Origin of the sequence: Streptomyces sp. NBC_01317 (assembly GCF_035961655.1) — a bacterium.
In the GTDB taxonomy this organism is placed as follows: Bacteria; Actinomycetota; Actinomycetes; order Streptomycetales; family Streptomycetaceae; genus Streptomyces.
Genome location: NZ_CP108393.1, coordinates 6,761,660 through 6,788,231, shown reverse-complemented (window position 1 = coordinate 6,788,231; position 26,572 = coordinate 6,761,660). Strand labels below are relative to the sequence as shown.

26 protein-coding genes and 1 pseudogene are annotated in these 26,572 nt (G+C 71.8%); 11 read left to right on the top strand and 16 right to left on the bottom strand.

Annotated features, from left to right (window positions below; all coding sequences use genetic code 11):
• Positions 1 to 50: 50 nt before the first annotated feature.
• The 3 genes from OG349_RS29585 to OG349_RS29575 form a co-directional block, all read right to left on the bottom strand.
• Entirely contained in the window at positions 51 to 719 is a 669-nt protein-coding gene (locus OG349_RS29585; RefSeq protein WP_327237487.1) for a methionine ABC transporter permease, read from the bottom strand.
• Complete coding sequence (locus OG349_RS29580; protein ID WP_327237486.1) at positions 716 to 1,762, bottom strand: methionine ABC transporter ATP-binding protein; 1,047 nt, start codon at positions 1,760 to 1,762, stop codon at positions 716 to 718. Before OG349_RS29580 ends, OG349_RS29585 begins: the two co-directional genes overlap by 4 nt.
• A gap of 483 nt (positions 1,763 to 2,245) precedes the next feature.
• Positions 2,246 to 2,893, bottom strand: coding sequence for an HAD family hydrolase (locus tag OG349_RS29575; RefSeq protein ID WP_327238780.1), 648 nt, complete (start codon positions 2,891 to 2,893; stop codon positions 2,246 to 2,248).
• Positions 2,894 to 3,009: 116 nt separating this feature from the next.
• On the opposite strand from OG349_RS29575, the gene OG349_RS29570 reads away from it, so the two are divergent.
• Both OG349_RS29570 and OG349_RS29565 read left to right on the top strand, forming a co-directional pair.
• The gene (locus tag OG349_RS29570; protein ID WP_161311025.1) at positions 3,010 to 3,369 is read left to right on the top strand and encodes a hypothetical protein; all 360 of its coding nucleotides are present in this window, start codon (positions 3,010 to 3,012) and stop codon (positions 3,367 to 3,369) included.
• A gap of 12 nt (positions 3,370 to 3,381) precedes the next feature.
• On the top strand, positions 3,382 to 3,837 hold the full coding sequence (locus OG349_RS29565; RefSeq protein WP_327237485.1) for a hypothetical protein: 456 nt from the start codon (positions 3,382 to 3,384) through the stop codon (positions 3,835 to 3,837).
• A gap of 57 nt (positions 3,838 to 3,894) precedes the next feature.
• Here OG349_RS29565 and OG349_RS29560 read toward each other — a convergent pair whose 3' ends face one another.
• Positions 3,895 to 4,398: a GNAT family N-acetyltransferase gene (locus OG349_RS29560; protein ID WP_327237484.1), complete on the bottom strand. Its 504-nt coding sequence runs from the start codon at positions 4,396 to 4,398 to the stop codon at positions 3,895 to 3,897.
• Positions 4,399 to 4,435: 37 nt separating this feature from the next.
• Positions 4,436 to 4,978, bottom strand: a complete 543-nt coding sequence (locus tag OG349_RS29555; protein ID WP_327237483.1) for a sigma-70 family RNA polymerase sigma factor — start codon at positions 4,976 to 4,978, stop codon at positions 4,436 to 4,438.
• 492 nt (positions 4,979 to 5,470) lie between these two features.
• Between OG349_RS29555 and OG349_RS29550 the strand changes: the two genes are divergently transcribed.
• Positions 5,471 to 6,745 carry a cytochrome P450 gene (locus OG349_RS29550; RefSeq protein ID WP_327237482.1) on the top strand — a complete coding sequence of 425 codons (1,275 nt, stop codon included), beginning with the start codon at positions 5,471 to 5,473 and terminating at the stop codon, positions 6,743 to 6,745.
• A 47-nt stretch (positions 6,746 to 6,792) separates the two neighbouring features.
• Here the strand turns inward: OG349_RS29550 and OG349_RS29545 are convergent, their stop codons facing one another.
• Positions 6,793 to 7,947 (bottom strand): glycerophosphodiester phosphodiesterase, encoded by a 1,155-nt coding sequence (locus OG349_RS29545; protein WP_327237481.1) that lies wholly within the window; start codon positions 7,945 to 7,947, stop codon positions 6,793 to 6,795.
• Between the two features lie 253 nt (positions 7,948 to 8,200).
• On the opposite strand from OG349_RS29545, the gene OG349_RS29540 reads away from it, so the two are divergent.
• Positions 8,201 to 8,872 carry a lysophospholipid acyltransferase family protein gene (locus tag OG349_RS29540; protein ID WP_327237480.1) on the top strand — a complete coding sequence of 224 codons (672 nt, stop codon included), beginning with the start codon at positions 8,201 to 8,203 and terminating at the stop codon, positions 8,870 to 8,872.
• A gap of 326 nt (positions 8,873 to 9,198) precedes the next feature.
• On the opposite strand, the gene OG349_RS29535 is transcribed toward OG349_RS29540, so the two are convergent.
• Positions 9,199 to 10,749, bottom strand: coding sequence for an MFS transporter (locus tag OG349_RS29535; RefSeq protein WP_327237479.1), 1,551 nt, complete (start codon positions 10,747 to 10,749; stop codon positions 9,199 to 9,201).
• Complete coding sequence (locus OG349_RS29530) at positions 10,746 to 11,294, bottom strand: TetR/AcrR family transcriptional regulator (protein WP_327237478.1); 549 nt, start codon at positions 11,292 to 11,294, stop codon at positions 10,746 to 10,748. Before OG349_RS29530 ends, OG349_RS29535 begins: the two co-directional genes overlap by 4 nt.
• Before the next feature lie 106 nt (positions 11,295 to 11,400).
• On the opposite strand from OG349_RS29530, the gene OG349_RS29525 reads away from it, so the two are divergent.
• Positions 11,401 to 11,907: an HAD domain-containing protein gene (locus OG349_RS29525; RefSeq protein ID WP_327237477.1), complete on the top strand. Its 507-nt coding sequence runs from the start codon at positions 11,401 to 11,403 to the stop codon at positions 11,905 to 11,907.
• A 27-nt stretch (positions 11,908 to 11,934) separates the two neighbouring features.
• Here the strand turns inward: OG349_RS29525 and argH are convergent, their stop codons facing one another.
• Both argH and OG349_RS29515 read right to left on the bottom strand, forming a co-directional pair.
• Positions 11,935 to 13,362: an argininosuccinate lyase gene (gene argH / locus OG349_RS29520; RefSeq protein WP_327237476.1), complete on the bottom strand. Its 1,428-nt coding sequence runs from the start codon at positions 13,360 to 13,362 to the stop codon at positions 11,935 to 11,937.
• 89 nt (positions 13,363 to 13,451) lie between these two features.
• Entirely contained in the window at positions 13,452 to 14,645 is a 1,194-nt protein-coding gene (locus tag OG349_RS29515) for an argininosuccinate synthase (protein ID WP_327237475.1), read from the bottom strand.
• Positions 14,646 to 14,781: 136 nt separating this feature from the next.
• Between OG349_RS29515 and OG349_RS29510 the strand changes: the two genes are divergently transcribed.
• From OG349_RS29510 to OG349_RS29490, 5 genes are all read left to right on the top strand, one after another.
• Positions 14,782 to 15,363 carry a pyridoxamine 5'-phosphate oxidase family protein gene (locus tag OG349_RS29510; protein ID WP_327237474.1) on the top strand — a complete coding sequence of 194 codons (582 nt, stop codon included), beginning with the start codon at positions 14,782 to 14,784 and terminating at the stop codon, positions 15,361 to 15,363.
• Between the two features lie 90 nt (positions 15,364 to 15,453).
• Positions 15,454 to 16,200, top strand: a complete 747-nt coding sequence (locus OG349_RS29505; protein WP_327237473.1) for a L,D-transpeptidase family protein — start codon at positions 15,454 to 15,456, stop codon at positions 16,198 to 16,200.
• A 44-nt stretch (positions 16,201 to 16,244) separates the two neighbouring features.
• Entirely contained in the window at positions 16,245 to 16,964 is a 720-nt protein-coding gene (locus tag OG349_RS29500) for a GntR family transcriptional regulator (protein ID WP_327237472.1), read from the top strand.
• A gap of 16 nt (positions 16,965 to 16,980) precedes the next feature.
• Positions 16,981 to 17,997 carry an ADP-ribosylglycohydrolase family protein gene (locus tag OG349_RS29495; RefSeq protein ID WP_327237471.1) on the top strand — a complete coding sequence of 339 codons (1,017 nt, stop codon included), beginning with the start codon at positions 16,981 to 16,983 and terminating at the stop codon, positions 17,995 to 17,997.
• A complete protein-coding gene (locus tag OG349_RS29490; protein ID WP_327237470.1) occupies positions 17,994 to 19,025 on the top strand; it encodes a PfkB family carbohydrate kinase in 1,032 nt (343 codons plus the stop codon). Before OG349_RS29495 ends, OG349_RS29490 begins: the two co-directional genes overlap by 4 nt.
• Here the strand turns inward: OG349_RS29490 and OG349_RS29485 are convergent.
• The 6 genes and pseudogenes from OG349_RS29485 to argC all read right to left on the bottom strand — a co-directional run bounded on the left by OG349_RS29485 (position 19,001) and on the right by argC (position 25,547).
• A complete protein-coding gene (locus tag OG349_RS29485) occupies positions 19,001 to 20,443 on the bottom strand; it encodes a glycerophosphodiester phosphodiesterase family protein (RefSeq protein ID WP_327237469.1) in 1,443 nt (480 codons plus the stop codon). The two genes, OG349_RS29490 and OG349_RS29485, sit on opposite strands and share 25 nt — an antisense overlap.
• Positions 20,444 to 20,623: 180 nt before the next feature.
• A complete protein-coding gene (locus OG349_RS29480; protein WP_161307278.1) occupies positions 20,624 to 21,160 on the bottom strand; it encodes an arginine repressor in 537 nt (178 codons plus the stop codon).
• Positions 21,157 to 22,325: pseudogene (locus OG349_RS29475) on the bottom strand (acetylornithine transaminase). The gene OG349_RS29480 and the pseudogene OG349_RS29475 overlap by 4 nt, the downstream one beginning before the upstream one ends.
• Before the next feature lie 47 nt (positions 22,326 to 22,372).
• Positions 22,373 to 23,347, bottom strand: a complete 975-nt coding sequence (gene argB, locus OG349_RS29470; protein WP_327237468.1) for an acetylglutamate kinase — start codon at positions 23,345 to 23,347, stop codon at positions 22,373 to 22,375.
• Positions 23,344 to 24,513: a bifunctional glutamate N-acetyltransferase/amino-acid acetyltransferase ArgJ gene (argJ, locus tag OG349_RS29465; protein WP_327237467.1), complete on the bottom strand. Its 1,170-nt coding sequence runs from the start codon at positions 24,511 to 24,513 to the stop codon at positions 23,344 to 23,346. The genes argB and argJ overlap by 4 nt, the downstream gene beginning before the upstream one ends.
• Positions 24,510 to 25,547 (bottom strand): N-acetyl-gamma-glutamyl-phosphate reductase, encoded by a 1,038-nt coding sequence (gene argC, locus OG349_RS29460; RefSeq protein ID WP_327237466.1) that lies wholly within the window; start codon positions 25,545 to 25,547, stop codon positions 24,510 to 24,512. Before argC ends, argJ begins: the two co-directional genes overlap by 4 nt.
• A gap of 247 nt (positions 25,548 to 25,794) precedes the next feature.
• On the opposite strand from argC, the gene OG349_RS29455 reads away from it, so the two are divergent.
• Complete coding sequence (locus OG349_RS29455) at positions 25,795 to 26,562, top strand: 2-phosphosulfolactate phosphatase (RefSeq protein ID WP_327237465.1); 768 nt, start codon at positions 25,795 to 25,797, stop codon at positions 26,560 to 26,562.
• Positions 26,563 to 26,572: the final 10 nt, after the last annotated feature.

Genomic DNA, 26,572 nt, shown 5'->3' with positions numbered 1-26,572 from the left:
CAAGGAGTGCGGGCCGTGACGGACCGTGCGGGTGTGTGGTGTTGTGCGGCCTACGCGGTACGGACCCGGCGCGCCAGCAGTCGTACGGCCAGGTCGCCGATCAGCTGGATCACGGTGACGATCAGGACCAGCACCACGACGGTGGCGATCATGAAGCCGTTCTCGAAGCGCTGGAATCCGTACGTGACGGCCTTGGAACCGAGGCCTTCGCCTCCCACCGCCCCGGCCATCGCCGAGTAGCCGATGAGTGCGATGACGGTGGTGGTGGTCCCGGAGACGATCGACGGCAGGGCCTGCGGCAGCAGGACCTTGCGGACGATGGTGGGGATGGAGCCGCCCATGGCCTGGACGGCTTCGACCAGTCCGTGGTCGACCTCGCGGATCGCGGTCTCGACCAGGCGGGCGAAGAACGGGATGGCGCCGATCGCCAGCGGCACGATCATGGCGGTCGGGCCGATGAAGGTGCCGACCACGAAGGTGGTGAAGGGGATCAGGGCGATCAGCAGGATGATGAACGGCAGCGAGCGGCCGATGTTCACGATCACACCGACGACCTTGTTCACCGGGGCGTTCTGGAGCAGTCCGCCCTTGTCGGTGAGGACCAGCAGGATGCCGAGGGGCAGTCCGCCGGCGACGGTGACGAGCCCGGACCACAGCACCATGTAGAGGGTGTCGACGGTCCCCTGGGACAGCAGGGGCTGCATCTCGGACCAGGTCACTTGGCACCTTCCTTGGTGAGACCGGGGTCGGGAGCGCCGACGATCTCGACCTGGAGCCCCTGCTCGCGCAGGAAGCCGACCGGGACGACGTTCTCCTCGTACGCGCCGGGCAGTTCGATCCGCATCCGGCCGATCTGCCGGCCGCCGACGGTGTCCATCGCCGCGCCGAGGATCGAGATGTCGATGTTGTACGTACGGGAGAGCTGGGAGATCACCGGCCGCGTGGCGGCCTCGCCCTGGAAGGTGACGTCGACGACCGTACGGCCGGGGCCCGAGGCGTCTCCCGCCACCGGGAACAGCTCACGGGCCAGCTCGGAGCCCGGGGTGGCGAGCAGTTCGCTCACCGTCCCCGACTCGACGATCCTGCCCGCGCGCATCAGCGCGGCCGAGTCGCAGATCGTCTTCACGACCTCCATCTCGTGGGTGATGAGCAGCACGGTGAGGCCGAGTTGGCGGTTGAGGTCGCGCAGCAGCTGGAGGATCGAGCGGGTGGTCTCGGGGTCGAGGGCGCTGGTCGCCTCGTCGGAGAGCAGCACCTTGGGGTCGCCCGCCAGGGCGCGGGCGATGCCGACCCGCTGCTTCTGGCCGCCGGAGAGCTGCGCGGGGTAGGCCTTGGCCTTGTCGGCGAGGCCTACCAGGTCGAGGAGTTCGAGGGCGCGGCGGGTGCGTTCGCGGGCGGGGACGCCGAGGATTTCCAGGGGCAGTTCGACGTTGTCCTCGACCGTGCGGGAGGACAGCAGGTTGAAGTGCTGGAAGACCATGCCGATCGAACTGCGGGCCCGGCGCAGCTCCTTGCCGGCCCGGTGGCCCCGGCCCGCGAGCGCGGTGAGGTCCTGGCCCGCGACGGTCACGGTGCCGGAGGTGGGGCGTTCGAGGAGGTTGACGCAGCGGATGAGTGAGGATTTTCCGGCGCCGCTCTGTCCGACGACACCGAAGACCTCACCCTCGCGGACGTGGAGGTCGACACCGTCGAGCGCGGTGATCTCCCGGCCGCGCCCGCGGGCGGACCGGTAGACCTTCGTCAGGCCCGTAGTAGTGATCACAGGGGGGTTCCGTCACAGTCGGGGGCGCGGCGGAGGATCCGCCGGCGCGAGGCATGGGCAGGGGGCAGGGGCATGGGCATGGGTCAGGGAGACGGGGGGTGGGCGTGGGCACAGCTCAGGGCGACACGGCACGGCCGATGCGGTGGGTGACCGGGAGGCGGCGTGTGCGGGGGGCGTGCGCGGTCCGTACACAACCGTGGGGGCCCGGGAAGGCCCTCAGGTGGTACGGGAAACGGCGCGGCTGTTGTCCTCGCTTCGGGGCGCGAGGCTCAGGCAGGGGCCCTCAGTTGGCGCACATTCGACACAGACAACGAGCACCGGGCGTCGTGATCGCCTCGGTCGCGGGGGCGCGGTAGCTCGTCCTGGTCATGCGGTAAGTAAAGCAGACGTCAGTACTTTGCCAAGGGGGCCGTCCGCATAGCGGACTCCTCCGTCGCAGCATGCGGACGCCCTCTGAGCGGCGGCGCGGGTCGGGGGCCGGTCTCAGCCGGCGATACGGATCTCCACTCCCCCGGCCGTGACCTGGGCCGACACGGCGGAGAGGTCGTCGACGACCGCGTCGGCGACCAGTTCGGCGTGGAGGTGGGTTGTGGCCAAGGCCACGGTCCGCATACCGGCGGCCCGGGCGGCCGTGAGCCCGGCGGGCGCGTCCTCGAAGACCAGGCAGCGGGCCGGGTCCACGCCGAGGAGCCGGGCGGCGAGCAGGAACGGTTCGGGGTCGGGCTTGCCACGGGTGACGTCGTCCGCCGTGACCAGCGTCTTGGGACGCAGCCCGGCCGCGCCGAGGCGGGCGTCCGCGAGCCGCCGGGAGGCGGAGGTGACGACGGCCCAGCGTTCGCCGGGCAGGGAGGCGAGCAGGCCGGCCGCGCCCGGCACCAGGACGACACCGCCGGCGGCGTCGTCGATCTCCAGCTGTTCGATACGGGCGACGGCGGCCGGCACCTGTGCGGCGGGGACCAGGTCGGCCACGATCTCGGCGGCGGGGCGGCCGTGCAGCCCGTACCGCGCGAAGGCGTCCGCCGTGATGCCGTACTCCTCCACCCAACGGCCCCAGCAGCGCAGGACGGACTCCAGGGAGGAGACGAGTGTCCCGTCGTTGTCGAACAGCAGGGCTTCGGCGTCGATCCTCATGTCACTCCTCATGAAGGGGACAGTACGTGGCGTCCGGGGGTGCGCGCCGGGGTGACCGCGGGGGACGGCCGGGGGCGCGCGCGGGCCGGTCATTCCGCCGTAATACGCTCGGGCCCATGCTTGTCGCCCTGACGGTCGCGGTCTCCGTGGCCGCGCTCGCCCTCGCCGCCTGGTGCGGTTTCGCCGCGTACCGGGACCAGCCGACCAAGGACTGGCACTTCATCGGCATGGCCGTGGTGTCGGCGCTGGCGCTGATCCAGGTGGTGGTCGGGATCGTGCTGGTGGGGCGCGGGGAACGGGCCTCCGACGGCTCGGTGCTGTTCTTCTCGTACCTGCTCGGGGCCCTGCTCGCGGTGCCCGCCGCCGGCTTCCTGTCCCTGACCGAGCGGACCCGCTGGGGTTCGGTGACGGTGTCGGCCGGGGCGGTCGTCCTGGCCGTGCTCGAAGTACGGCTCCACGACATCTGGGGTGGCTGAACCATGAAGACCATGAGGACACAGCCCGAGCCGGAGACACGGACCAGGCTCGTCAAGGGCCCCGGCCTGTTGCTGGTCTGGCTCTACGGCGTGATGACGGTGGGCGCGGTGTCCCGCTCGGTCTACCAGATCGCGACCGAGTACGACCGGGCCTCGCTGGCGTATCTGCTGTCGGCCGTCGCGGCCGTGGTGTACGTCTTCATCACCTACACGCTCGTACGGGGCGGGGAGACGGCGCGGAAGGTCGCGCTGGTGTGCTGCGGGGCGGAGTTGGTGGGGGTGCTGACCGTCGGGGTGTGGACGCTCGCCGACTCCTCCGCGTTCGCGGACTCCACGGTGTGGTCGTCCTTCGGCATGGGGTACCTGTTCATTCCCGTGCTGCTGCCGGTCACGGGGATCCTGTGGCTGCGCAGGCCGCGGGTCGCGGAATCCCCCCGTACCGGCGGGGATTCCGCTCTCGCGTCGTAGATCCGTAACAGCCTTCCGCGGGTGGCCGCGCCGCTCTCAGGACGTCGGCCCCCGGGGTCAGGCGCTCGCGACGTACACCTCGGCGGCGGCCTCCTTCTCCAGCGTCACGAGGCGCAGGCGCGGGCCGATCTGCTCCGCCGAGACCGGCGCGTAGCCCCGGCTCCGGTAGAGCCTCAGATTGCCCTCGCTGCGGTGGCCCGTGAAGAGCCGGAAGCGCCGCGCGGCCGGTTCGGCCGCGAAGTGCAGTTCTATGGCGTCGAGCAGCCGGCCGCCGAGGCCGTGGCGCTGGAGACGCGGGTGGACGATGAGTTTGGCGATCCGCGCGGTGCCGGACGCGTCGACCGTGCCACGTACCGATGCCACCACTTCGTCGCCGAGGCGGGCCACCAGGCCGTGCCCCCGGTCGAGTTCGGCCCTCAGGTCGTCCAGGGTCTGGGTGAGCGGCTCGATGGTGTAGTCGCCGTAGAGCTCGGCCTCGTTCTGGTAACACAGATATTGCAGCTTCAGGATCTGTTCCGCGTCCTGCGCACTCGCCGCAGAGATGGTCACGCTCATGCCCATGTGTGCATGCCTCCCGCTCACCTGGTACGCCGATTGTCTACCGCCTCTTTCCCCCAAGTTCAGCGGTGCCAATCTCCGGTGTGAGCATTCTTCGCAGGCATCCCAGGCATCGGGAACGCATCGGCCCTAAACTCCCCTGTGAGATACCCAACTCTCCTGCGATTTCGCGGTAGGTGGGGTCGTCGGGCGACAGCATCGCAGCCAGCAGGCGGGGGCAGCGCCCAGGTGTACGGCCCACGGCGGAGCGGAGTGCACGCTTCCGGTCGGCACGGAGTGCCGCGCGCTCGGGGTCGGAGTCGGCGCCGGCGGCGGGCTGGGCGCGGGTGTAGGGGAGTTCGTGGGCGGCGGTACGGCGGCCGTGCCGCGCCTCGGCGCGTACGGCGGTACGAACCCAGCGGACGGTGTCGGGAGGCGGCCCCTCCCCCGCCATCCGCTCCAGCAGCCGTACCCACACGGCCTGTTCGAGGTCGCGCGCCTCGACGGCGGCGCCGGGCGCCTCGGCCCTGGCCTCGGCGGCGACGAGCGGCCGCAGGGCGTGGAAAAGGTCTTCGCGGCCGGGGGCCGCGTCGGCGGTCTTCATGCTGCGCGGGACGTACGCGCGCGCACCGCCGGTTGCTCCCCGGCGGGGCTGTCACCCGACCGGGGCACGCCGGGGCGCGCGGCTGACGGGGGCGCCGGCCGCCGGGAACTCACGACCCGGAACGCATTCCGATCACACGGTGCTCCACCGCACCCGAGGGAAGATCACTCCTCCCCGACCACTTCTCGTCCCTGTCCCGGGCCGCGTATCCGCGCCGGAACGGCTCTCGGGTGAGCGGGGCATCGGTAGTCATGAGGCGATATTGCCGGATGCAAAAGTCCGTGTCACGATCGAAAAACTATTCGCCCTGATGGCAGTGAGGTGTTCATGAAACGGACACGGCGCCTGGTGGCTCACCTGGTGGGCCGCAAGCGGGTCAGCGGACGCTACATCTACTGGCCCTACCACACTCGGTAGCCCGACCGGCTCAGCGCGGAACGCCGATCGCGGGATCCCTCACGAGGGGTCCCGCGATTCACTTCGGGAGGGCTCATGGCGCAGCGCGAGAAGCCCGGACGGCCGCCAGGGCCGCGCGGGCACTGGCTGAGGGGCAACACCCGGGCGTACGAGGCCGACCGGATCGGCTTCCTGCGGCGCTGCCACCGTCAGTACGGTGACGTCTTCTCCTACGACGACCACACGTGGTTCGTCATCGACCCGGAACTCGCCCACGAGGCACTCACCCGCACCGGCGACTCCTTCGTGACCGAGTTGGCGCCTTTCGACATGCGGCGGGATCTCGACCAGGCCTCCGCACACGCCATGGCGTGGATGTCCGACCGCAGGTCCGCGTGGCCGGGGCTCAACCGGACGGCGGCGGCCACCACCGACGACCTGACCGCCACGACCCTCGACGCGGTCGTCGCCGACGGGGCCGGCCGTGACGTCGACGTCCTCACCATGATGCGGACGCTCACCGCCCGGACGATCGCCGCGTACTGCTTCGGCGCGGACTCCGCCGGCATTCCCGGGCTGCTCCACGAGACCGTCCGCGCCACCCAGCCCTTCGCGGAATCGTCGCGCGAGTTCCCCGCGTGGCTGCCGCTCCCCCGCCACCGCCGTTTCTTCCGGACCTACCGGCGCCTGGCCGAGACGCTGACCGGCCTGGTCCGGGAGCGGGGCGCGGAGAATTCCGACGCGCCCCGGAACGACCTGCTCGGCTTTCTCCTCACCGCCGAACCGGCCCCGTCCACCGACGCCGTGGTGTCCACGCTGCACAGCGTCCTGATGGGCGGCCACGGCGTCCCCGCCGCCGCCCTCACCTCCGTCGTGTGGGAACTGGCCCGGCGCCCCGGGCTCGTGGGCGACCTGCGCGACGAGGCGAGCGGGCCGGCTAACGGCGGGACCCCGCTGGCCGAGGCCGTGGTCCGGGAGACGCTCCGGCTGTATCCGCCCGCGTGGCTGATGACCCGTACCGCCCGTACCGCGACCGCCCTGGGCGACTGGCCGCTCGACCCCGGCGACGACGTGCTGCTCAATCCGTACCTGATCCACCGGGACCCCCGGTGGTGGCCCCGGCCCGACGATTTCGAGCCCGGCCGGTGGCTGGACGGGCGGGCGGCGCCCGGACCGGCCTACCTCCCGTTCGGCGCCGGACCGCGGGTCTGCCTGGGCGCCGCGCTGACCATGCGGCAGCTGACGCTGGCCACCTCGCGGCTGGCGCACCGTTTCACCATCGAGTCACCGAACGCCGCTTCGGTGGCGCCGGAGTTCGTCGACCGGCTGGCTCCCGCGGGCCTCAGGGCCCGCTTCCTGCCGACCGCGTAGGCGCCGGGTGGGGGAACCACCCGGCGCCTACCGGGTCGGCGGGCGGGTCAGCGGGCGAGGAAGTCCTCGCGGGCCAGCAGGCCCGTGTCCGGGTTGTCGGTGAAGATGCCGTCGATGCCCTGCTCGAACCAGACCTGGAAGGCGCCGAAGGCGTCGCCGTACGCGTTCGGGTCCGTGCCGCGCCGGAAGTCGGCCGGCAGGAACGCGTTCTCGTTGCGCATCGTGTACGGGTGCAGGATCAGGTGCTTCGCGTGCGCGTCCCGTACCAGCGTCGTCGGCGTGCCGAGCTTGCCCGTGGCGTCCCTGGGGATGATCAGGTCCAGCGTCGGGCCGATGCCCTGCGCGAAGGACGCGATCCACTTGAGCCCGGTGGGGGTGACGAGGTCGGCGACCGTACGGGGGTCGTTGGCGACCCGGAAGTCCCAGGGGCGCGTCGCGGCCGCGTCGAGCAGGACCACGCGCCGCGTGCCGACCAGCTTCGCCATCTTCTGCATGCTGCTCGGCTCGAAGGACTGGAGCAGCAGCGGGGACTCCTTGCGGTCCCGCCCGTACCGGCGCAGGAGCTTCGCGAGGCGGTCCTCCAGGGCGAGGCCGATGCCCCGGAAGTACGTGGGGTGCTTGGTCTCGACGTACAGCCAGACGGGACGGCCCCGGCGGCGGCCCTCGGCGTCGGCCCAGCGCAGGACCTCTTCGAAGGTGGGGATCTCCCAGTGGCCGTCGTACAGGGTGTTGCGCTGGCGGACGGCCGGGATGCGCTCCTTCGCGCGGAGCGTCTTGATCTCGGCGAGTGTGAAATCCTCGGTGAACCAGCCGGTGATGCTCGTGCCGTCGACCACCTTGGTGGTCCTGCGGCCGGCGAACTCCGGGTGGTCGGAGACGTCGGTCGTGGCCGTGATGTCGTTCTCGTGACGGCAGATCAGGTGGCCGTCCTTGGTGGGGACCAGGTCCTGCTCGATCACGTGCGCGCCGAGGTCGAGGGCGAGCTGGTACGAGCCGAGGGTGTGCTCGGGCCGGTAGCCGCTGGAACCGCGGTGGCCGACGATCGTCGGGACGGGCAGTTCCGCGCCGGACGAGCCGTGGCCGCGCTCGGTGGCCTGGGCCGCCGTGGCCGCCGCCGTGGGCAGTGCCAGGGCCGCCGAGCCGAGCACCGCCGCTCCCAGTACGGTCCGCCGTCCGGGCGTGTGCCGCGCACCCTGTGTCATGAACGCTCCTTGGTGTGTTCCCGGGAATGTTCCCCCGGAGGTGGTGTCCCTGATGTCCCGCACCTGTCAAGACCTGTCCGACGGGGCCCGAGCGTAGGCTTTTCTCCCCTCCGTACGGCAGATGGCACACAAACGTGACGCGAACTCACGTCAACACTGGGTATCGAGTCGATGAACCCGACGTGCGGTGACCCGTGACCCGCGAGTATCGTCCTCACCTGCACGGAGACCATCCACGACGCCGGAGGACCTGTTGTCCCGCTTCGCGCTCATCAAGGCAGTGCTCGGCCCGCTCGTGCGCCTGATGTTCCGTACCCGCGTGGAGGGCGCCGAGCACATTCCCGCGAGCGGGCCCGTGATCCTCGCGGGCAACCACCTGACGTTCATCGACTCGATGATCCTTCCGCTGGTCTGTGACCGGCAGGTGTTCTTCATCGGGAAGGACGAGTACGTCACGGGCAAGGGCTTCAAGGGCCGGCTGATGGCGTGGTTCTTCACCGGCGTCGGCATGATCCCGGTGGACCGCGACGGCGGGCACGGCGGGGTGGCGGCGCTGATGACGGGGCGCCGGCTGCTGGACGAGGGCAAGATCTTCGGCATCTACCCGGAGGGCACCCGCTCCCCCGACGGCCGGCTGTACCGGGGCCGTACGGGCATCGCGCGGCTGACCCTGGAGACGGGGGCGCCGGTGGTGCCGTTCGCGATGATCGGCACGGACAAGCTCCAGCCCGACGGCAAGGGCATGCCGCGCTCCGGCAAGGTGACGGTCCGCTTCGGGAAGCCGATGGAGTTCTCCCGGTACGAGGGCATGGACCGCCACCGGTACGTGCTGCGGGCGGTGACGGACTCGGTGATGGCGGAGGTCATGGCGCTGTCGGGGCAGGAGTACGTGGACATGTACGCGAGCAAGGCGAAGGCGGCGTAGCCGCGTCTGTGGGGTGGGGGGTGGTCGCCCCGTGCCCGGGGTGGCCGTCCGGCGTGTGCCCACGCTGGGCGGTGTACGGGTACGGGTGGGGGGCGCCGCGAACCTTCGGCGTGCCGGTTCCGTCCTCAAGCGCCGGACGGGCTGGAGGGACCCGGCTGCCCCGGACCCGGGCCGAATTCGGCGAAGTGACGTCCGGCCCGCGACGCCCAGCCCGTCCGGCGTTTGAGGACGGAACCGCCCGCCGGGACTGGCGTGGCCATTCCGGTCCCGGCCGAGGACGCCCCCTCGACCGGGTTCGGCACCGTCACCTGAACGGGGCGTTCGTGTCAGCCGTCCAGCTTCTCGCCGCGCAGCAGGAAGAACGCCGCCACCGACGCGGCCAGCAGTACCACCGCGCCCGCGCCCGCCGCCAGGCGCATGCCCTCCGTGAACGCGTCCTGGGCCGCTCCCACCAGTGCCGTGGCGTGGGTGGGAGGGAGGGTGGACGCCGCGTCCGACGCGCCGCCCAGGGACTCGTGTGCGGCCCTCGCCGCGTCCGCCGGTACCCCGGGCGGGGTGGCGAAGTCGCGGTAGACGCCCGTGACGATCGAGCCGAGCAGCGCGATCCCCAGCGCCGCGCCCAGTTCGTACGCCGTTTCGGACACCGCCGAGGCCGCGCCCGCCTGTTCCTTCGGGACGCCCGCGAGGATGACGTCGGCCGTGACCGTGAAGGAGAGGCCCGCGCCGACGCCCACGACCAGCAGCACCGCGCCCAGCACCGGATAGCCCGTGGACTGGCTGAGCCCGGTCAGGGCCGCCAGTGCCAGTCCGATCGCCGCGAGGCCGCCCGCCACCGCGGACCGTACCGAGTACCGGCGGGCCAGCACACCCGCCAGCAGGCCGGCGCCCACCGCGCCCACGGCGGCGGGCAGTTCCGCCAGGCCCGCCTCCAACGGGGCGCGTCCCTGGACCAGTTGCAGGAACTGCGACAGGAAGAACACCAGGCCCGACAGGCCCAGGATGGTCAGCAGGTCCGCCAGCACCGCCCCCGAGAAGCCCCGGCTGCGGAAGAGCCGCATGTCCAGCAGGGGCTTCGGCAGGGTGAGTTGGCGCCGTACGAACCAGAAGAGCGCGGCGGCGCCGACCAGACCGGCCGCCGCGGCCTCCCCGCGTATCCCGTGCGCGGCCGTCTCCTTCACCGCGTACACCACCCCGATCACACCGACCAGGGACAGCACCACGCTGGTCAGGTCCCAGGGGCCCGGGGACGGGTCCTTGGACTCGGGCAGCAGTCTGACCCCGACGACCACCAGGACCGCCATCACGGGCAGGTTGATCAGGAAGACCGAGCCCCACCAGAAGTGCTCCAGCAGGAAGCCGCCCACCACGGGCCCGACGGCGGCGCCGGCCGACGCCGTCGCGCCCCAGACGCCGACGGCCAGGCTGCGCTCCCTCGGGTCGGGGAAGATGTTGCGGATCAGCGCGAGGGTGGCCGGCATCAGGGTCGCGCCGGCCACGCCGAGCAGGGCCCGAGCCGCGATCATCATCTCCGGGCTCGACGCGTACGCGGTCAGTACGGAGACACCGCCGAACGCGGTCGCTCCGATCAGCAGGAGCTTCTTCCGCCCGATGCGGTCGCCGAGGCTGCCCATCGAGACGAGGAGACCGGCGATGACAAACGAGTAGACGTCGCCGATCCAGAGCAACTGCGTGCCGGTGGGCCGGAGATCCTCGCTGAGGAACGGCGTGGCGAGGCCGAGGACCGTCGCGTCGACGGCCACGAGCAGGACGGCGAGGACCAGCACGGCCAGCGCGACCCACCGGGCCGCGCGGGACAGCGGCCCGCCCGGTTTCGCCGGACCGGCCGGGCTCGTCAACTGGTGGGTGGTGGTGGTCATTTCTCCGTGCTCCGTCGTGCTCCGCCGAGCAGCAGCTCGGTGGTCATATAGCTGAAGTCCTTGGCCGCGACGCGTCCGTCCTGGATGGACCAGGCGCAGGCCCCGATCAGCGCGTAGAGCGCCTCGGTCAGCCACGCGGGACTGAGGTCGATCCGGAACTCGCCCCCCTCCTGGCCGCGCCGGAAGAGCGCGGAGACGCGGGCGTCGAGGCGGTTCCACCCCTCGTCGACCTCGCCCTCGAAGAGCTGGTTCTCGGTGACGAGGAAGGCGAGGAGCCCGGCGGCCGGTTCGACGGCCGCGACGAGGCGGCGCAGCGCCTCACCCGCCCCGCCCTCGTCCAGCCGCGCGGTGTCGAGCGCCGTCTCGAACTCCTGGATGCCCAGCTCCTCCAGCGCCTTCACCAGCGCGTCCCGCCCGGCGAAGTGCCGGTGGAGGGTCGCCCGGCCGATCCCGGCGGCGCGGGCGACCTCGTCCATGGTGGCGGTCGCCTTACGGGTGAGCAGGGCGGCGGCGGTACGGAGCACCTGGTCACGGTCCACAGTCATGAGACGAGCATAACCCAGATGAGACATCAATGTCTCATCACGTGCGGTGGCCCTTCCCCCCCGGGCCCCCTTCCCCTCGCGGGGCCCGGTTCGCGATCATGGTGGGATGAAGCCACTCCTGCTCATCGACGTGGACGGACCGCTCAATCCGTACGCGGCCAAGCCGACCCAACGGCCCGCCGGGTACGCCACCCATCGCATGCGGCCGTCCGGCTGGACCGAGACCCAGGCGCTACGGGTCTGGCTCAACCCCGAGCACGGCGTGGAACTGCTCGCGCTCACCGAGTGGTTCGACCTCGTCTGGGCCACCACCTGGAAGGGCGAGGCGAACGACTGGATAGGACCGCACCTCGGCCTGCCCGAACTCCCCTACATCGACTGGCCCCAGATGCACGGAAGGGCCCCTCGCGGGACCTTCTGGAAGACGCAGTACATCCTGGAGTACGCGGCGGGGCGGCCGTTCGCCTGGGTCGACGACGACATCACCACGTTCGACCACGAGTGGGTGGAGGAAAAACACCTCGCCGCCGCCCTGTTGCTGCACATCGATCCCCGGATCGGCTTGATCCGACCGGACTTCGACGCGCTCGCGGACTGGGCGGCGGCGCTGTAGAACCACCTGGCGGGCGTACGCGGAGGGTCAGCGCTTCGCCGTCGCCCAGGCGTGCTGGATCACCAGGTCGGCCTTGAGCTCGGAGAGTTGCACCGCCACCGCCGACGGAGCCGTACCGCCCCGCCCGTTGCGGGACGCCAGCGAGCCCGGCACGTTGAGGACCGACCGCACGTCCGGTGTCAGGTGCTCGGAGATCTTGGCGAACTGTTCGTCCGTGAGCTGGTCCAGCTCGATGCCCAGCGCCTCGCACTCCTTGACGCACTCCCCCGCGACCTCGTGGGCCACCCGGAACGGCACGTTCTGCCGGACCAGCCACTCGGCGATGTCCGTGGCGAGCGAGAAACCGGCCGGGGCCAGCTCCTCCATCCGCGTGCGGTTGACGGTCAGGGTCGCCATCATGCCGGTGAACGCCGGGAGCAGCACTTCCAGTTGGTCGCAGGAGTCAAAGACCGGCTCCTTGTCCTCCTGGAGGTCGCGGTTGTACGCGAGCGGCAGCGCCTTGAGCGTGGCCAGCAGGCCCGTCAGATTGCCGATGAGCCGGCCGGACTTGCCGCGCGCCAGCTCCGCGATGTCCGGGTTCTTCTTCTGCGGCATGATCGACGAGCCGGTGGAGAAGGCGTCGTGGAGGGTGACGAAGGAGAACTCCTTCGTGTTCCACAGGATGACCTCCTCCGCGATCCGCGAGAGGTTGACACCGATCATCGCGGTGATGAAGGCGAACTCCGCGACGAAGTCGCGGGAGGCCGTGCCGTCGATGGAGTTGCCCACCGAGCCCCGCTCGAAGCCCAGTTCGGCGGCGACCGCCTCGGGGTCGAGGCCGAGCGAGGAGCCGGCCAGCGCGCCGGAGCCGTACGGGGAGACCGCCGTGCGCTTGTCCCACTGCCGCAGCCGCTCGGCGTCCCGCGAGAGCGACTGGACGTGCGCGAGGACGTGGTGCGCGAAGAGGACGGGCTGGGCGTGCTGGAGGTGCGTACGGCCCGGCATCGCGACGGACTGGTGGGCCTCGGCGAGGCCGACCAGCGCGCTCTGGAGGTCGGTGATCAGGCCGCCGATGATCCGGGCGTGGTCGCGCAGGTACATCCGGAAGAGTGTGGCGACCTGGTCGTTGCGGGACCGGCCGGCGCGCAGCTTGCCGCCGAGATCGGCGCCGAGCCGCTCCAGCAGGCCACGCTCCAGGGCGGTGTGGACGTCCTCGTCGGCGACCGTGCCGGTGAACGAGCCGTCGGCGACGTCGGATTCGAGCCGGTCGAGACCGTCGAGCATCCGGGTCAGCTCGTCGGCGGTGAGCAGCCCCGCCTTGTGGAGGACGCGGGCGTGGGCGCGGGAGCCGGCGATGTCGTACGGGGCGAGCCGCCAGTCGAAGTGGACGGACGCCGACAACGCGGCCAGCGCCTCGGAGGGACCGTCTGCGAAACGGCCGCCCCAGAGCCGGACATCACCCTTGTTGCTGCTCACTGCTGCTCCTCGGAGGGATCGGAAGTGCCACCGCCTCCCCGCCACGGAGGAACGGGGAGGCGGATGCCGTGCGGAGGGAGGGAGAAGGATCAGACCAGGTCGCGCTTGGCGGCGATCTTGGACGAGAGGCCGAAGATCTCGATGAAGCCCTGCGCCTTGGACTGGTCGAACGTGTCGCCCGAGTCGTACGTGGCGAGGTTGAAGTCGTACAGCGACTCCTCGGACTTCCGGCCGGTGACGACGGCGCGCCCGCCGTGCAGGGTCATCCGGATGTCGCCGGTGACGTGCTGGTTGGCCTCGTTGATGAAGCCGTCCAGGGCGCGCTTGAGCGGCGAGAACCACAGGCCGTCGTAGACCATCTCGCCCCAGCGCTGCTCGACCTGCCGCTTGTAGCGGGCCAGCTCGCGCTCGACGGTGACGTTCTCCAGCTCCTGGTGGGCGGTGATCAGGGCGATCGCGCCGGGAGCCTCGTACACCTCACGGGACTTGATGCCCACGAGCCGGTCCTCGACGATGTCGATCCGGCCGATGCCCTGGCCGCCGGCCCGCTCGTTGAGCTGCTGGATCGCCTGGAGGACGGTGACGGGCCTGCCGTCGATGGCGACCGGGACGCCCTCCTTGAAGGAGATGACGACCTCGTCGGCCTCGCGCGGGAGGGACGGGTTCTGCGTGTACTCGTAGATGTCCTCGATCGGCGCGTTCCAGATGTCCTCCAGGAAACCCGTCTCGACGGCGCGCCCGAAGACGTTCTGGTCGATCGAGTACGGGGACTTCTTGGTGGTCGCGATCGGGAGGTTGGCCTTCTCGGCGAAGGCGATCGCCTTGTCCCGGGTCATCGCGTAGTCGCGGACGGGGGCGATGCACTTGAGGTCGGGGCCGAGCGCGGAGATGCCGGCCTCGAACCGCACCTGGTCGTTGCCCTTGCCGGTGCAGCCGTGGGCCACGATGCCGGCGCCGTGCTTGTGCGCGGCGGCCACGAGGTGCTTGACGATCGCGGGCCGGGAGAGGGCCGAGACCAGCGGGTAGCGATCCATGTAGAGGGCGTTGGCCTTGATCGCCGGGAGGCAGTACTCCTCGGCGAACTCGTCCTTCGCGTCCGCGACCTCGGCCTCGACCGCACCGCAGGCGAGCGCGCGCTTGCGGATGACGTCCAGGTCCTCGCCACCCTGGCCGACGTCCACGGCAACGGCGATGACCTCGGCGCCCGTCTCCTCGGCGATCCAGCCGATGGCGACGGAGGTGTCCAGGCCGCCCGAGTAGGCGAGTACGACGCGCTCGGTCACGGGTTTCTCCTTACGGTGCATTCACTGATGGGTATAACTATGCAGTGGACCGTATGGTTTGTCAAAGTGCCTTTTCAGGACCGTGGGGTACGTGCGCCACCTCCCCGCGGCCGGGCGTGGGCGCGACAATCGTGGCATGGGAAAGCTCTACGAACGGATCGACGGCCGGATTCGTACCTTCATCGAGGACCAGCCCGTCTTCTTCACCGCCACCGCTCCGCTGGCGGCCGACGGACACGTCAACCTCTCCCCCAAGGGGCGCGCGGGCAGCCTCGTCGTGCTCGACGAGGAGACGCTCGCCTATCTCGACTTCGGCGGCAGCGGCGCCGAGACCCTCGCGCACGTACGGGAGAACGGCCGCATCACGCTGATGTGGTGTGCGTTCAGCGGCCCGCCGAAGGTGCTGCGGGTGCACGGCAGGGGCGAGGCGATCTTCCGGAACGATCCGCGCTGGGCGGAGTACATCCCGCACTTCGCGGGCGCGGACGGCCCTTCGGCGCGGGCCGTGATCGTCGTCCACGCCGTACGGATCAGTGACGCGTGCGGCTTCGCGGTGCCGTTCATGGACTACCGGGAGGAGCGCACGCAGCACGCGGAGCACTTCGGGCGGAAGACGGACGACGAGTTCGCCGCGTACTGCGAGAAGAAGGACCACGTGGGGGTGAGCCTGGACGGGCTGCCCGCGCTTCCGTTGCCGCTGCCCGCGCGGACCGCTTGAGCGTCCGTACGGGGGTCCGGGATCCCGTACGGGTGAGGGCGGCGGCTTCCCGGGGGGCCTGCGGGGAGGGAGACCCGTACCGTCCTGAGCATGCGAAACGTCCCCCCGTACGGCCGGAGGTTCCTGGCCCTCGCCGCCGCTCTGCTCGCCGTCACCGCCGCCACGGGCGCCGGACCCGCGCCCACCGGGCGGGCGACGGCGCCCCCGCTGCCCCCGCTGCCGGCGCGCATGACGGACACCGGCGGCGGGAGCCAGCTGATCACGGCGGAGGCGCCCGGCCTCCGGTCCACCACCGGCCGGCTGACCTGGTGGGACCTGCGCGGCGGGCGGTGGGTGGCTGCCGGTTCCGCGGACGCCCGCTTCGGGGCCAACGGGCTGGTCGACGGGGCGCGCCGCGAGCAGGGCACCTCGACCACCCCGACCGGGCTCTTCGACCTGCCGTACGCCTTCGGGAACGCGGCGGCGCCCGCCGGTACGTCGTACACCTACCGGCGCGTGACCAAGAGCTCGTGGTGGTGCGAGGACAACGCGTCGCGGTCGTACAACCGCTGGGTCGAAGGGCTGCCGAAGGACTGCCGTGCGGGCGAGTCGGAGCGGCTGGCCGACTACCCGGCGCAGTACGCCCACGCCCTGGTGACCGGGTACAACTACGAGCGGCCGGTCCGCGGCCGGGGCGCCGGGATCTTCCTGCACGTGAACGGCAAGGGCGCGACGGCCGGCTGTGTGTCCGTACCGGCCGACGCGATGCGCCGCGTCCTGGCCTGGGCGGATCCGCGGCGGGAGCCGCATCTGGCGGTGGGGACGCGGGCGGGCGGGACGGCGCTCACGGGCTACTGAGACGAGTCTGGACCGGAAGGACTCGTCCCCCTTAAGCTTCATACATGCCTGGACAGGTTCATAAACATCACCGCATCGCCCGCGTCCTCGCCGACGAGATCCGTGCCGGGGTCCACTCCGACGGCAGCAGGCTCCCCGGCGAGCACGCGCTCACCCAGCGGTTCGCCGTGAGCCGTACGACCCTGCGCCAGGCGCTCCAGGTCCTCGGCGAGGAAGGGCTGATCTCCACGCACGCGGGCATAGGCTCGTTCGTCACCTTCGACGGCACACCGCTCGACAACCCCCTCGGCTGGACCTACGCGCTGACGGGCCAGGACACCGAGCTGTCCACGGAGATCCTCCTCTTCGAGGACGTGACGGACCAGCGGCTGGCCGGTGAACTGGGCACGGAATCCAGCGCGTTCGTCGCCCTGGACCGCGTCCGGCGGCTCCCCGACGGGCAGGGCGTCTCGCTCGAACGCAGCAGGGTCCCCGCCGTCGGCGCACTCGCCGGACTCCCGGAGCGGGGGCTCGACGGCGGCTCGCTGAACCGGGCGCTCGTCGCGGCGGGCCGGATACCGCGGAGCGGCGACGGGCGGGTCTCGGTGCGCGCGCTCGACGCGGCGGAGGCCGCGGTCCTGCGCCGCTCCCCCGGTACGTCGTTCCTGCACCTCGCCCAGGTCTTCCGGGCCGCCGACGGTTCGGTCGTGGAACAGATCACCAGCCTGCTCGACCCCGCCCGCTTCGAACTGCGCGTCCGCTCGGGCCAAGGAGGCCTTTCGTGAGCCGAGGAGACCTCTTGTGACCGGTCAGCTGGACCGCGCGCTGGGCGCGTACTACGGGCTCGCCCTGGGCGACGCCCTCGGCATGCCCACGCAGATGATGTCCCGGGAGGAGGTCGTACGGGTCTACGGCACCGTCACCGGCTTCGAGGCCGCCCGGCCCGACAACCCGGTCAGCGCGGGCATGCCCGCGGGCACGGTCACCGACGACACCGACCAGGCCGTGCTCGTCGGCCGGCTGATCGACGAGGGCCGGGGGCGGATCGATCCGCTGCGATTCGCCCGGGAGTTGCTGGCCTGGGAGGCGGAGATGCGGGCCAAGGGCTCCTCCGACCTGCTCGGCCCGTCCACCCAGGCCGCGCTGGACGCGGTGGCGCGGGGGGTGCCGCCGGAGGAGGCGGGGCGGTACGGCTCCACGAACGGCGCCGCGATGCGGGTCACGCCCGTCGGGATCGCCTTCCCGGCCGCGCCGGCGGCGGACTTCCTCGACCGTGTCGTGGAGTCCTGCCAGGTCACCCATGACACGACGGTCGGCATCGCGGGCGCGGCGGCCGTCGCCGCGGCGGTGAGCACGGGGGTGGCCGGGGGGACGCTGGAGGAGGCCGTGGCGGCGGCGGTCGGGGCGGCCCGGGCGGGCGCCGGGCGCGGGCACTGGATCGCGGGGGCCGACATCGCGTCCCGGATCGAGTGGGCCCGCGCGCTGGTACGGGACCTGCCGGACGCGGCGGCGCTGGACCGGATCGTGGCCCTCGTCGGGACGAGCGTGGCCAGCCAGGAGTCGGTGCCGGCGGCCTTCGCGGTGGTGACGGTGGCGGTCGGCGACCCGTGGCGGGCCGCCCTGCTCGCGGCCAACCTGGGCGGGGACAGCGACACGATCGGGGCGATCGCGGGCGCGGTCGCGGGTTCGGTCGCGGGGTTCGCGGCGCTCCCGGCCGAGGCGGTCGCCACGCTCCGTACGGTCAACGGCCTGGACCTGGAGCCTCTGGTCGTACGGCTGCTCGCCCTGCGGGGCGCACGCCAGGGGGCGGGCCGTTGAGCGCGGGCGGGGGCCGGGAGGCCGTCGGCCCCCGTGTCGTCCTCGCGGGGAACGTCGTCGCCGACCTCGTGATCGAGATCCCCGCGCTGCCCGAGCGGGGCGGCGATGTCATCGGTACGCGTACGGAGCTGACGGCCGGCGGCGGTTTCAACACGCTCGTCGCGGCCCGCCGCCTCGGTACGGAATCCGTGTTCGCCGGGCTGCACGGCACCGGCCCGTACGGTGATCTCGTCCGCGAGGCGCTCGCCTCCGAGGACATCGGGGTGGTGCTGCCGGCCCGCGCGGACGGCGACACCGGCTTCACCGTGGCCCTGGTCGAGGCGGGCGGCGAACGTACCTTCGTCACCAGTTTCGGCGTGGACGCGGAGATGACGGAGGCCGACGTCGCGGCGGTGACGGAGCGGCTGCGGCCGGGCGATCTGGTGCAGGTCTCCGGCTACGGGCTCGTCATGCCGGTGAACGGCCCGCTGCTGGCCCGCTTCACCGCGCTCCTGCCCCCGGAGATCGTCGTCTGCCTCGACCCGGCCCCTCTGGTCGCCGACATCCCGGAGGCGGTGCTCGCCCCGGTGCTGGCCCGGACCGACTGGCTGAGCGCCAACGCCCGTGAGGCCCGGCTGATGTCGGGGCTCGACGACCCCCGCGCCGCCGCGTCCGCGCTGCGCGAGCGGCTGGCTCCGGGCGGCGGGGTGCTCGTACGGGTGGACAAGGACGGCTGCTGGCTGGCGGCGGGTGCGGGGCCGGAAGCGGAGTTGGAGCCGGTGCGGGTGCCGGGCTTTCCGGTGCGCGCGGTCGACAGCAACGGGGCGGGGGACGCGCACGTCGGCGCGTTCCTGGCGCTGCTGGCCCAGGGGTTCGGCCCGCTGACGGCGGCCCGGGGCGCGAACGCGGCGGCGGCGTACGCGGTGACCCGCCGGGGCCCCGCGACCGCCCCGGACCGGGCGGAGTTGAGGGCGTTCCTGGGCGAGGACCCGCTGGCGGTACGGCTGTTCGGACCCGGATCGCGTCAGGCGCGGTCGAACTGGAAGTAGTCGATGTTGAAGTTCTGGTAGGCCGCGTCGTCCATCCGTACGACGAACGCGTGCGTGCCCCGGGTGAGACGCTGCTTGCCCGCGACTGCCTGGAGCTCGAAGGCGTCGTGCGACGTGGTGTTCCGTACGTCCGACGGGGTGGTGGCCGGGCGTCCGTCGAAGCTGAGCGTGAACTTTCCGGCGGGGCTGTAGGGGGAGGAGACCCGCGCCGACACCGTGTAGTCGTCGGTCCTGGGCACGGTCACCTCGTACCTGACCCATTCCCCGGCGCGGATCCAGCACATGACCAGGGCGCCGGCCTGGTCGCAGAGGTCCACCCCCTCGTATCCGCGCGCCGCGCCGCCCTTGTTGTCGTCCTCCGTGTCGTGGTACCCGACGTCCTTGCCCCCGAAGGAGTAGTCCTCGGCCTGGACCCGCACCGCGCCGGCCGGGACGACGGGCCACGGCGCGTGGCGGCGACGGGCGTCCAGCCAGTTCAGCAGCTGCTCCTGGTCGTCGGTCTGGATCATCGAGGCGCCGTGCCGGTCGATCACGGGGGCCCAGCCGCGCGCCGGGTCGATGAGCGACGCCTCGTCGGTGTAGCCGGCGGCCAGGCCGTACCACATGGTGTTGATCCACACGCGCCCCAGCGCCTCCGCCTTCGCGGTCGCGGCGGGCTGGATCTGCGGGTCGGTGAGGCGGTCGAAGATGAGTTCGTACGACTGCGGCTTCCGGCCGGTGAACGCGCCGACGCTGGACGCGTTCGCGTCGTCCACCACGTGGCTGTAGAGGATGCGCGGGTCCTTGTCGAGGAACGCCCGCACCTCGGGAACGGGGGCGGAGCTCTTGAAGATGGCGTGGTCGAGCATGCCCAGGCCGGCCAGGAGGTCGTATTCCTGGTCCCGGAAGGCCCAGGCCTTGTCGAGGTTGACCATCGCCCGGCCCTTGACGGCCGCCAGCGCCTCGGCGAGCGTCGGCACCCGGTCGTCGGTGAGCGCGGCCTGCGCGCCGCCGAGACCGGCCCGCAGCCGGAGGGCTTTGACCTGGTCGAGCGTCAGGTCGGCCACCCGGCCGGTGCCGTCGGTGGTGCGGTTCACCGTGTCGTCGTGCATGAGGACCAACTGGCCGTCCCTGGTGCGCTGTACGTCGATCTCCACCACCTCGGCCCCCTTGCCGACCGCCAGGTCGACGGCCCGGAGCGAGTTCTCGGGCGCGCCCCGCCAGTAGCCGCGATGGGCGACCACCATGACCGGGGCGCCGGGCTTGTGGTCGAGGTACGAGGCGTGGATCCGCTCGATGGCCGGTGCCGACCGGTGGGACGCCACGGGGGCGGTGGTGCCGGTCCGCTCGTGCTCGGCAAGGCGGGGGGCCGCCGCGGCCGTGACCGTCAGTACGGCGGTGGCCGCGACACCGGCCAGGGACTTCCATCGGGTACGCATGGGGGGCTCCGGTGCGTCGGGGGCGCGTGGGCGAGGGCATCCACGGTGCTCGACCGGCGGGCGGGATGATCATCCCCGCCATGACGTGACCATGAACCGTCAAAGAATTCGCGCTACGGGACCGGCGCCCGTACCCCCTCAGAGCCCACCGGAGCCCGCACCCGGTCAGGCCCGCCCCGCTCAGCGGTCGTTCTGCGCCAGCTTCAGCAGGTGTTCCGCCAGCGCCTGCCCGCCCGCCGGGTCACGGCTGATCAGCATCAGCGTGTCGTCCCCCGCGATCGTGCCCAGGACATCGCTGAGTTCGGCCTGGTCGATGGCCGACGCGAGGAACTGCGCCGCGCCCGGCGGCGTACGCAGGACCACCAGGTTCGCCGACGCCTCGGCGGAGATGAGCAGTTCGCCGGAGAGGCGCCGCATGCGCTCCTCCTTGGCCGACTCGCCCAGCGGGGCGTGGGGCGTACGGTATCCGCCCTCGCTCGGCACGGCGTAGATCAGCTCACCACCGGTGTTGCGGATCTTCACCGCGCCCAGTTCGTCCAGGTCGCGCGAGAGTGTCGCCTGGGTGACGTTCAGCCCGTCGTCCGCGAGCAGTTTCGCCAGCTGGCTCTGGGAGCGCACCGGCTGCCGGTTCAGGATGTCGACGATCCGGCGGTGCCGGGCCGTCCGTGTCTGCGGCACGGACTGCCCGCCCTGCTCCGGTTCCTGGGCCTCGGTCATCGTTGTCTCATTTCCCCGGATCGTCCGTCCCCGTAGCCGTGTCGAGGACCCCGGGCAGGAGCTGGAGGAACCTGTCCACCTCGTCGTCGCCGATGATCAGTGGAGGCATCAGTCGTACGACGTCGGGGGCGGGCGCGTTCACCAGGAGACCGGCGTCCTGGGCCGCCCGCTGCACCTGCGGTGCGAGCGGCCCGGTGAGCACGATACCCAGGAGCAGGCCCGCGCCACGGACATGGGAGACCAGCGGGTGGCCCAGCCCCTCGATCCCGTCGCGCAGCCGCTCGCCGAGCCGCTTCACCTGGTCGAGGAGGCCGTCGGCGGCCAGCGTGTCGAGGACGGCGAGTCCGGCGGCGCAGGAGACGGGGTTGCCGCCGAACGTCGTACCGTGGTGGCCGGGCCGCAGCAGGTCGGCGGCCTCGCCGAACGCGAGGACCGCGCCGAGCGGCAGCCCGCCGCCGAGGCCCTTGGCGAGGGTGACGACGTCGGGCTCGACGCCCTGGTGGGCGAGGTGCTCGAACCAGTGGCCCGTCCGGCCGATCCCCGTCTGCACCTCGTCCAGGACGAGCAGCGTGCCGGTGGCGCGGGTGATCTCCCTGGCCGCCTCCAGGTAGCCCTTGGGCGGGACGACCACACCGATCTCGCCCTGGATCGGCTCGATGATCACCAACGCGGTCTCCTCGGTGACCGCGGCCCGCAGCGCCTCCACGTCACCGAAGGGCACGTGGGTGACGTCGCCGGGCAGCGGGAGGAACGGGGTCCGCTTCGGCTCCTGTCCGGTGAGGGCGAGCGAGCCCATCGTCCGGCCGTGGAAGCCGCCGGTGGTGGCGACCATGTGCGAACGGCCCGTCAGCCGGCCGATCTTGAAGGCGGTCTCGTTGGCCTCGCCGCCGGAGTTGCAGAAGAACACCCGGCCGGGGCGGCCGGCGAGCTGGATCAGGCGTTCGGCGAGCGCGAGGGGCGGCTCGGCGACAAAGAGGTTGGAGACATGGCCCAGCGACGCGATCTGGCGGGAGACCGCCTCGACGACGGCCGGGTGGGCGTGGCCGAGCGCGTTGACCGCGATCCCGCCGACGAAGTCGGTGTACGGCGTGCCGTCGGCGTCCCAGACGGTGGTGCCCTCGCCCCGGACCAGGGACAGCCGTGGCGTCCCGTAGTTGTCCGCCATCACGCCTTGCCAGCGCTGTACGAGCTCCTCGTTGCCGGTCACCGTACTCACCGTGCTCCCCCTTCGGCCGCTGCTTCATGTGTGATCGGGTCCTGCGGGGCGTCGGGCACGACCATCGTGCCGATGCCTTCGTCCGTGAAGATCTCCAGCAGGATCGAGTGCTGGACGCGCCCGTCGAGGACCCGGGCGGTGGTGACTCCGTTGCGTACGGCGTGCAGGCAGCCCTCCATCTTGGGCACCATGCCGCTGGACAGCTCGGGCAGCAGCTTCTCCAGCTCGCTCGCGGTGAGCCTGCTGATGACGTCGTCGCTGTTCGGCCAGTCCTCGTACAGGCCCTCGACGTCGGTGAGGACCATCAGCGTCTCGGCGCCGAGGGCGGCGGCGAGGGCCGCGGCGGCGGTGTCGGCGTTGACGTTGTAGACGTGGCCGTCGTCGGCGCTGCGGGCGATGGAGGAGATGACCGGGATCCGGCCGTCCCCGAGCAGTGCCTCGATGGCGCCGGTGTCGATGGCGGTGATCTCGCCGACCCGGCCGATGTCGATCAACTCGCCGTCGATCAGGGGGCGGTGCTGGACGGCCGTGATGGTGTGGGCGTCCTCGCCGGTCATGCCGACGGCGAGCGGGCCGTGCTGGTTGAGCAGGCCGACGAGCTCGCGCTGGACCTGTCCGGCGAGGACCATCCGTACGACGTCCATCGCTTCGGGGGTGGTGACCCGCAGGCCGGCCTTGAACTCGCTGACCAGGCCGTGCCGGTCGAGCTGGGCGCTGATCTGGGGACCGCCGCCGTGCACGACGACCGGCTTGAGGCCGGCCTGGCGCAGGAAGACGACGTCCTGCGCGAAGGCGGCCTTGAGGTCCTCGTCGATCATGGCGTTGCCGCCGAACTTGATGACGACGGTCTTGCCGTGGTGGCGGGTGAGCCAGGGCAGCGCCTCGATGAGGATCTGCGCCTTGGGCAGGGCGGTGTGCTTGCGGGCGGTGGGGACGGCGGGCGGGTCGGGGAGGTCGGTCAGGTCGGTCATGAGCTGTACGCGCTGTTCTCGTGGACGTACTCGGCGGTGAGGTCGTTGGCCCAGATGACGGCGGAGTCCGCGCCGGCGGCGAGGTCGGCGGTGATGCGCACCTCGCGGTAGCGCATGTCGACCTGGTCGCGGTCCTCGCCGACGGAGCCGTTCTTGCAGACCCAGACGTCGTTGATGGCGACGTTCAGCCGGTCGGGCTCGAAGACCGCGCCGGTCGTGCCGATGGCGGACAGCACCCGCCCCCAGTTGGGGTCCTCGCCGTGGAGGGCGCACTTGAGGAGGTTGTTGCGGGCGATGGAGCGGCCCACCTCGACGGCGTCGTCCTCGCTCGCGGCGTTGACGACCTCGATCCTGATGTCCTTGGACGCGCCCTCGGCGTCACCGATGAGCTGCCGGGCGAGGTCGGCGCAGACCGTACGGACCGCCTCGGCGAACTCGTCGTACGCGGGCGTCACCCCGGAGGCGCCGGAGGCCAGCAGGAGAACGGTGTCGTTGGTGGACATGCAGCCGTCGGAGTCGACCCGGTCGAAGGTGGTACGGGTCGCGGCGCGCAGCGCGGTGTCCAGGGCGGGGGTCTCGACGTCGGCGTCGGTGGTGAGGACGACGAGCATGGTGGCGAGGCCGGGGGCGAGCATGCCCGCGCCCTTGGCCATGCCGCCGACGGTCCAGCCGTCGCCGCCCGCGACGGCGGTCTTGTGCACGGTGTCGGTGGTCTTGATGGCGATGGCGGCCTTCTCGCCGCCGTGCGGGGAGAGTTCGGCGGCGGCCTTCTCGATGCCGGGCAGGAGCTTGTCCATCGGCAGGAGCAGCCCGATGAGCCCGGTGGAGGCGACGGCGATCTCTCCGGCGCCGTGCTCGGTACCGCCCGCCGCGCTCAGCACCTCGGCAGCCTTCTCGGCGGTGGCGTGGGTGTCCTGGAAGCCCTGAAGACCCGTACAGGCGTTGGCGCCGCCGGAGTTGAGGACGACGGCGGAGATCTCGCCGCCCTTGACGACCTGTTCGGACCAGAGGACGGGCGCGGCCTTGACGCGGTTGGAGGTGAAGACACCGGCGGCGGCGCGGCGGGGGCCGTGGTTGACCACGAGGGCCAGGTCCGGGTTGCCGTTCTCCTTGATCCCGGCGGCGATGCCCGCCGCCGTGAATCCCTGCGCTGCGGTGACGCTCAAGGTGCCACTCCGATCGTGGAGAGTCCGGTGTCCTCGGGGAGGCCGAGGGCGATGTTCATGCTCTGGAGGGCGCCGCCGGCCGTGCCCTTGGTGAGGTTGTCGATGGCGCTGATCGCGATGATGCGGTGCGCGTGTTCGTCGTACGTGACCTGGATCTGTACGGCGTTGGAACCGTGGACGGACGCGGTGGCGGGCCAGCGCCCCTCCGGGAGCAGGTGGACGAACGGCTCGTCCGCGAAGGCCTTCTCGTACGCGTCCCGTACCTCTTCGGCCGTGGTGCCGGGCCTGGCCCTGGCGGAGCAGGTGGCGAGGATGCCGCGGGGCATGGGGGCGAGGGTGGGGGTGAAGGAGACCGTCACGGGCTCGCCGGCGGCGGCGCTGAGGTTCTGGACGATCTCCGGGGTGTGCCGGTGCCCGCCGCCGACGCCGTACGGCGACATGGAGCCCATGACCTCGGAGCCGAGCAGGTGCGGCTTGGCGGCCTTGCCGGCGCCGGAGGTGCCGGACGCGGCGACGATCACGGCCTCGGGCTCGGCGAGCCCGGCCCCGTACGCGGGGAAGAGCGCGAGGGAGACGGCCGTGGGATAGCAGCCGGGCACCGCGACACGCTTGGACCCCTCCAGCGCGGCGCGGGCGCCCGGCAGTTCGGGGAGCCCGTAGGGCCAGGTGCCGGCGTGGGGGGAGCCGTAGAACTTCTCCCAGTCGGCGGCGTTCTTGAGCCGGAAGTCGGCGCCCACGTCGATGACGAGGACCTCGTCGCCGAGCTGCTCGGCGACGGCGGCGGACTGCCCGTGGGGCAGCGCGAGAAACACGACGTCGTGCCCGGCGAGCACCTCGGCGGAGGTCGCCTCCAGCACACGGCCGGCCAGCGGCAGCAGGTGCGGTTGCAACGCCCCGAGCGTCTGCCCGGCGTTGGAGTTCCCGGTCAGCGCGCCGATACGGACCCCGGGATGCCCGAGGAGCAGCCGCAGCAACTCCCCACCCGCGTACCCACTCGCCCCGGCCACCGCTACGCGTACCGTCTGTGCCACCATCGAAGAGCCCTCCTCGGCAATGGCATGACTATACGTTCCCCCGCAGCTTTATGCAACGAGTCCCGTTCGCCATGGGCCATGACACCGAGAACACCGGCGACACACCGCTGAAGCTGCTCGAAATGTTCAAGGCACCCCGCTGAACTCCCTCCGCGGGAGAAGCGGCCGATCTTCCGCCCCTGGCGGGATGTCCGGCGGACGTCTCCGCGAAGGGCGTCACCCTCGCGAAGGGCGTCACAATGGCGCGATGGATCATCACTTCGTCGGTATCCCGGAGTTGAGCGGTGTTCCCCGCGTCGCGGTCGTCATCGACGTCATGCGCGCCTTCACCGTGGCCGCCTGGGCCTTCGCGCGTGGCGTCGAGAGGATCGTCCTGGCCTCGACGGAGAGCGAGGCACTCTCCTTGAAGGAGAGCCACTCCGGTTGGCTGGCGCTGAAGGACGGAGCGCCGGCGGCCGGCTTCGACGCGGTGAACTCACCCGGCCTGCTGCGGTCACGCGACTTCACCGGACGCACGCTGGTGCAGAAGACGACGGCGGGGACCGTGGGCGCGTTGGCTGTCGCCGGCGCGCCCCTGGTCCTGTGCGCGAGCTTCGTGGTGGCGGGCCCGACCGCGCGGTTCCTGCGCGGGGAGGATCCCGGTCCTGTGACGTTCGTGGTCACCGGCGAGGGAGGCCGGGCCGACGAGGACCTGGCCTGCGCCGAATACATCGGCCGGTGCGTGGATGGGGTCGGCGTCGACGCGGCCCCGTACCTCCACCGTGCGAGGACGTCGCGCGCCGCGGCGGACCTCGCCGGTGGGCTGCGGAGCGGCTACCACCCGGACGACGTCGGTCTCTGCCTGGAGATCGACAGGTTCCCCTTCGCGATGGTGGCCCGCCAGGAGGACTCCTTGACGGTGCTCCGTCCCGTCGAGGTGCCACCGGAGAGGGGCGGGCCGGACGGCGGCAGCCGACCCCGTACCCGACAGGAACGGGCACAGGATGTCGGGTACGGCGGGGGGCGCGCCTCCTAGCGTGGTGGGC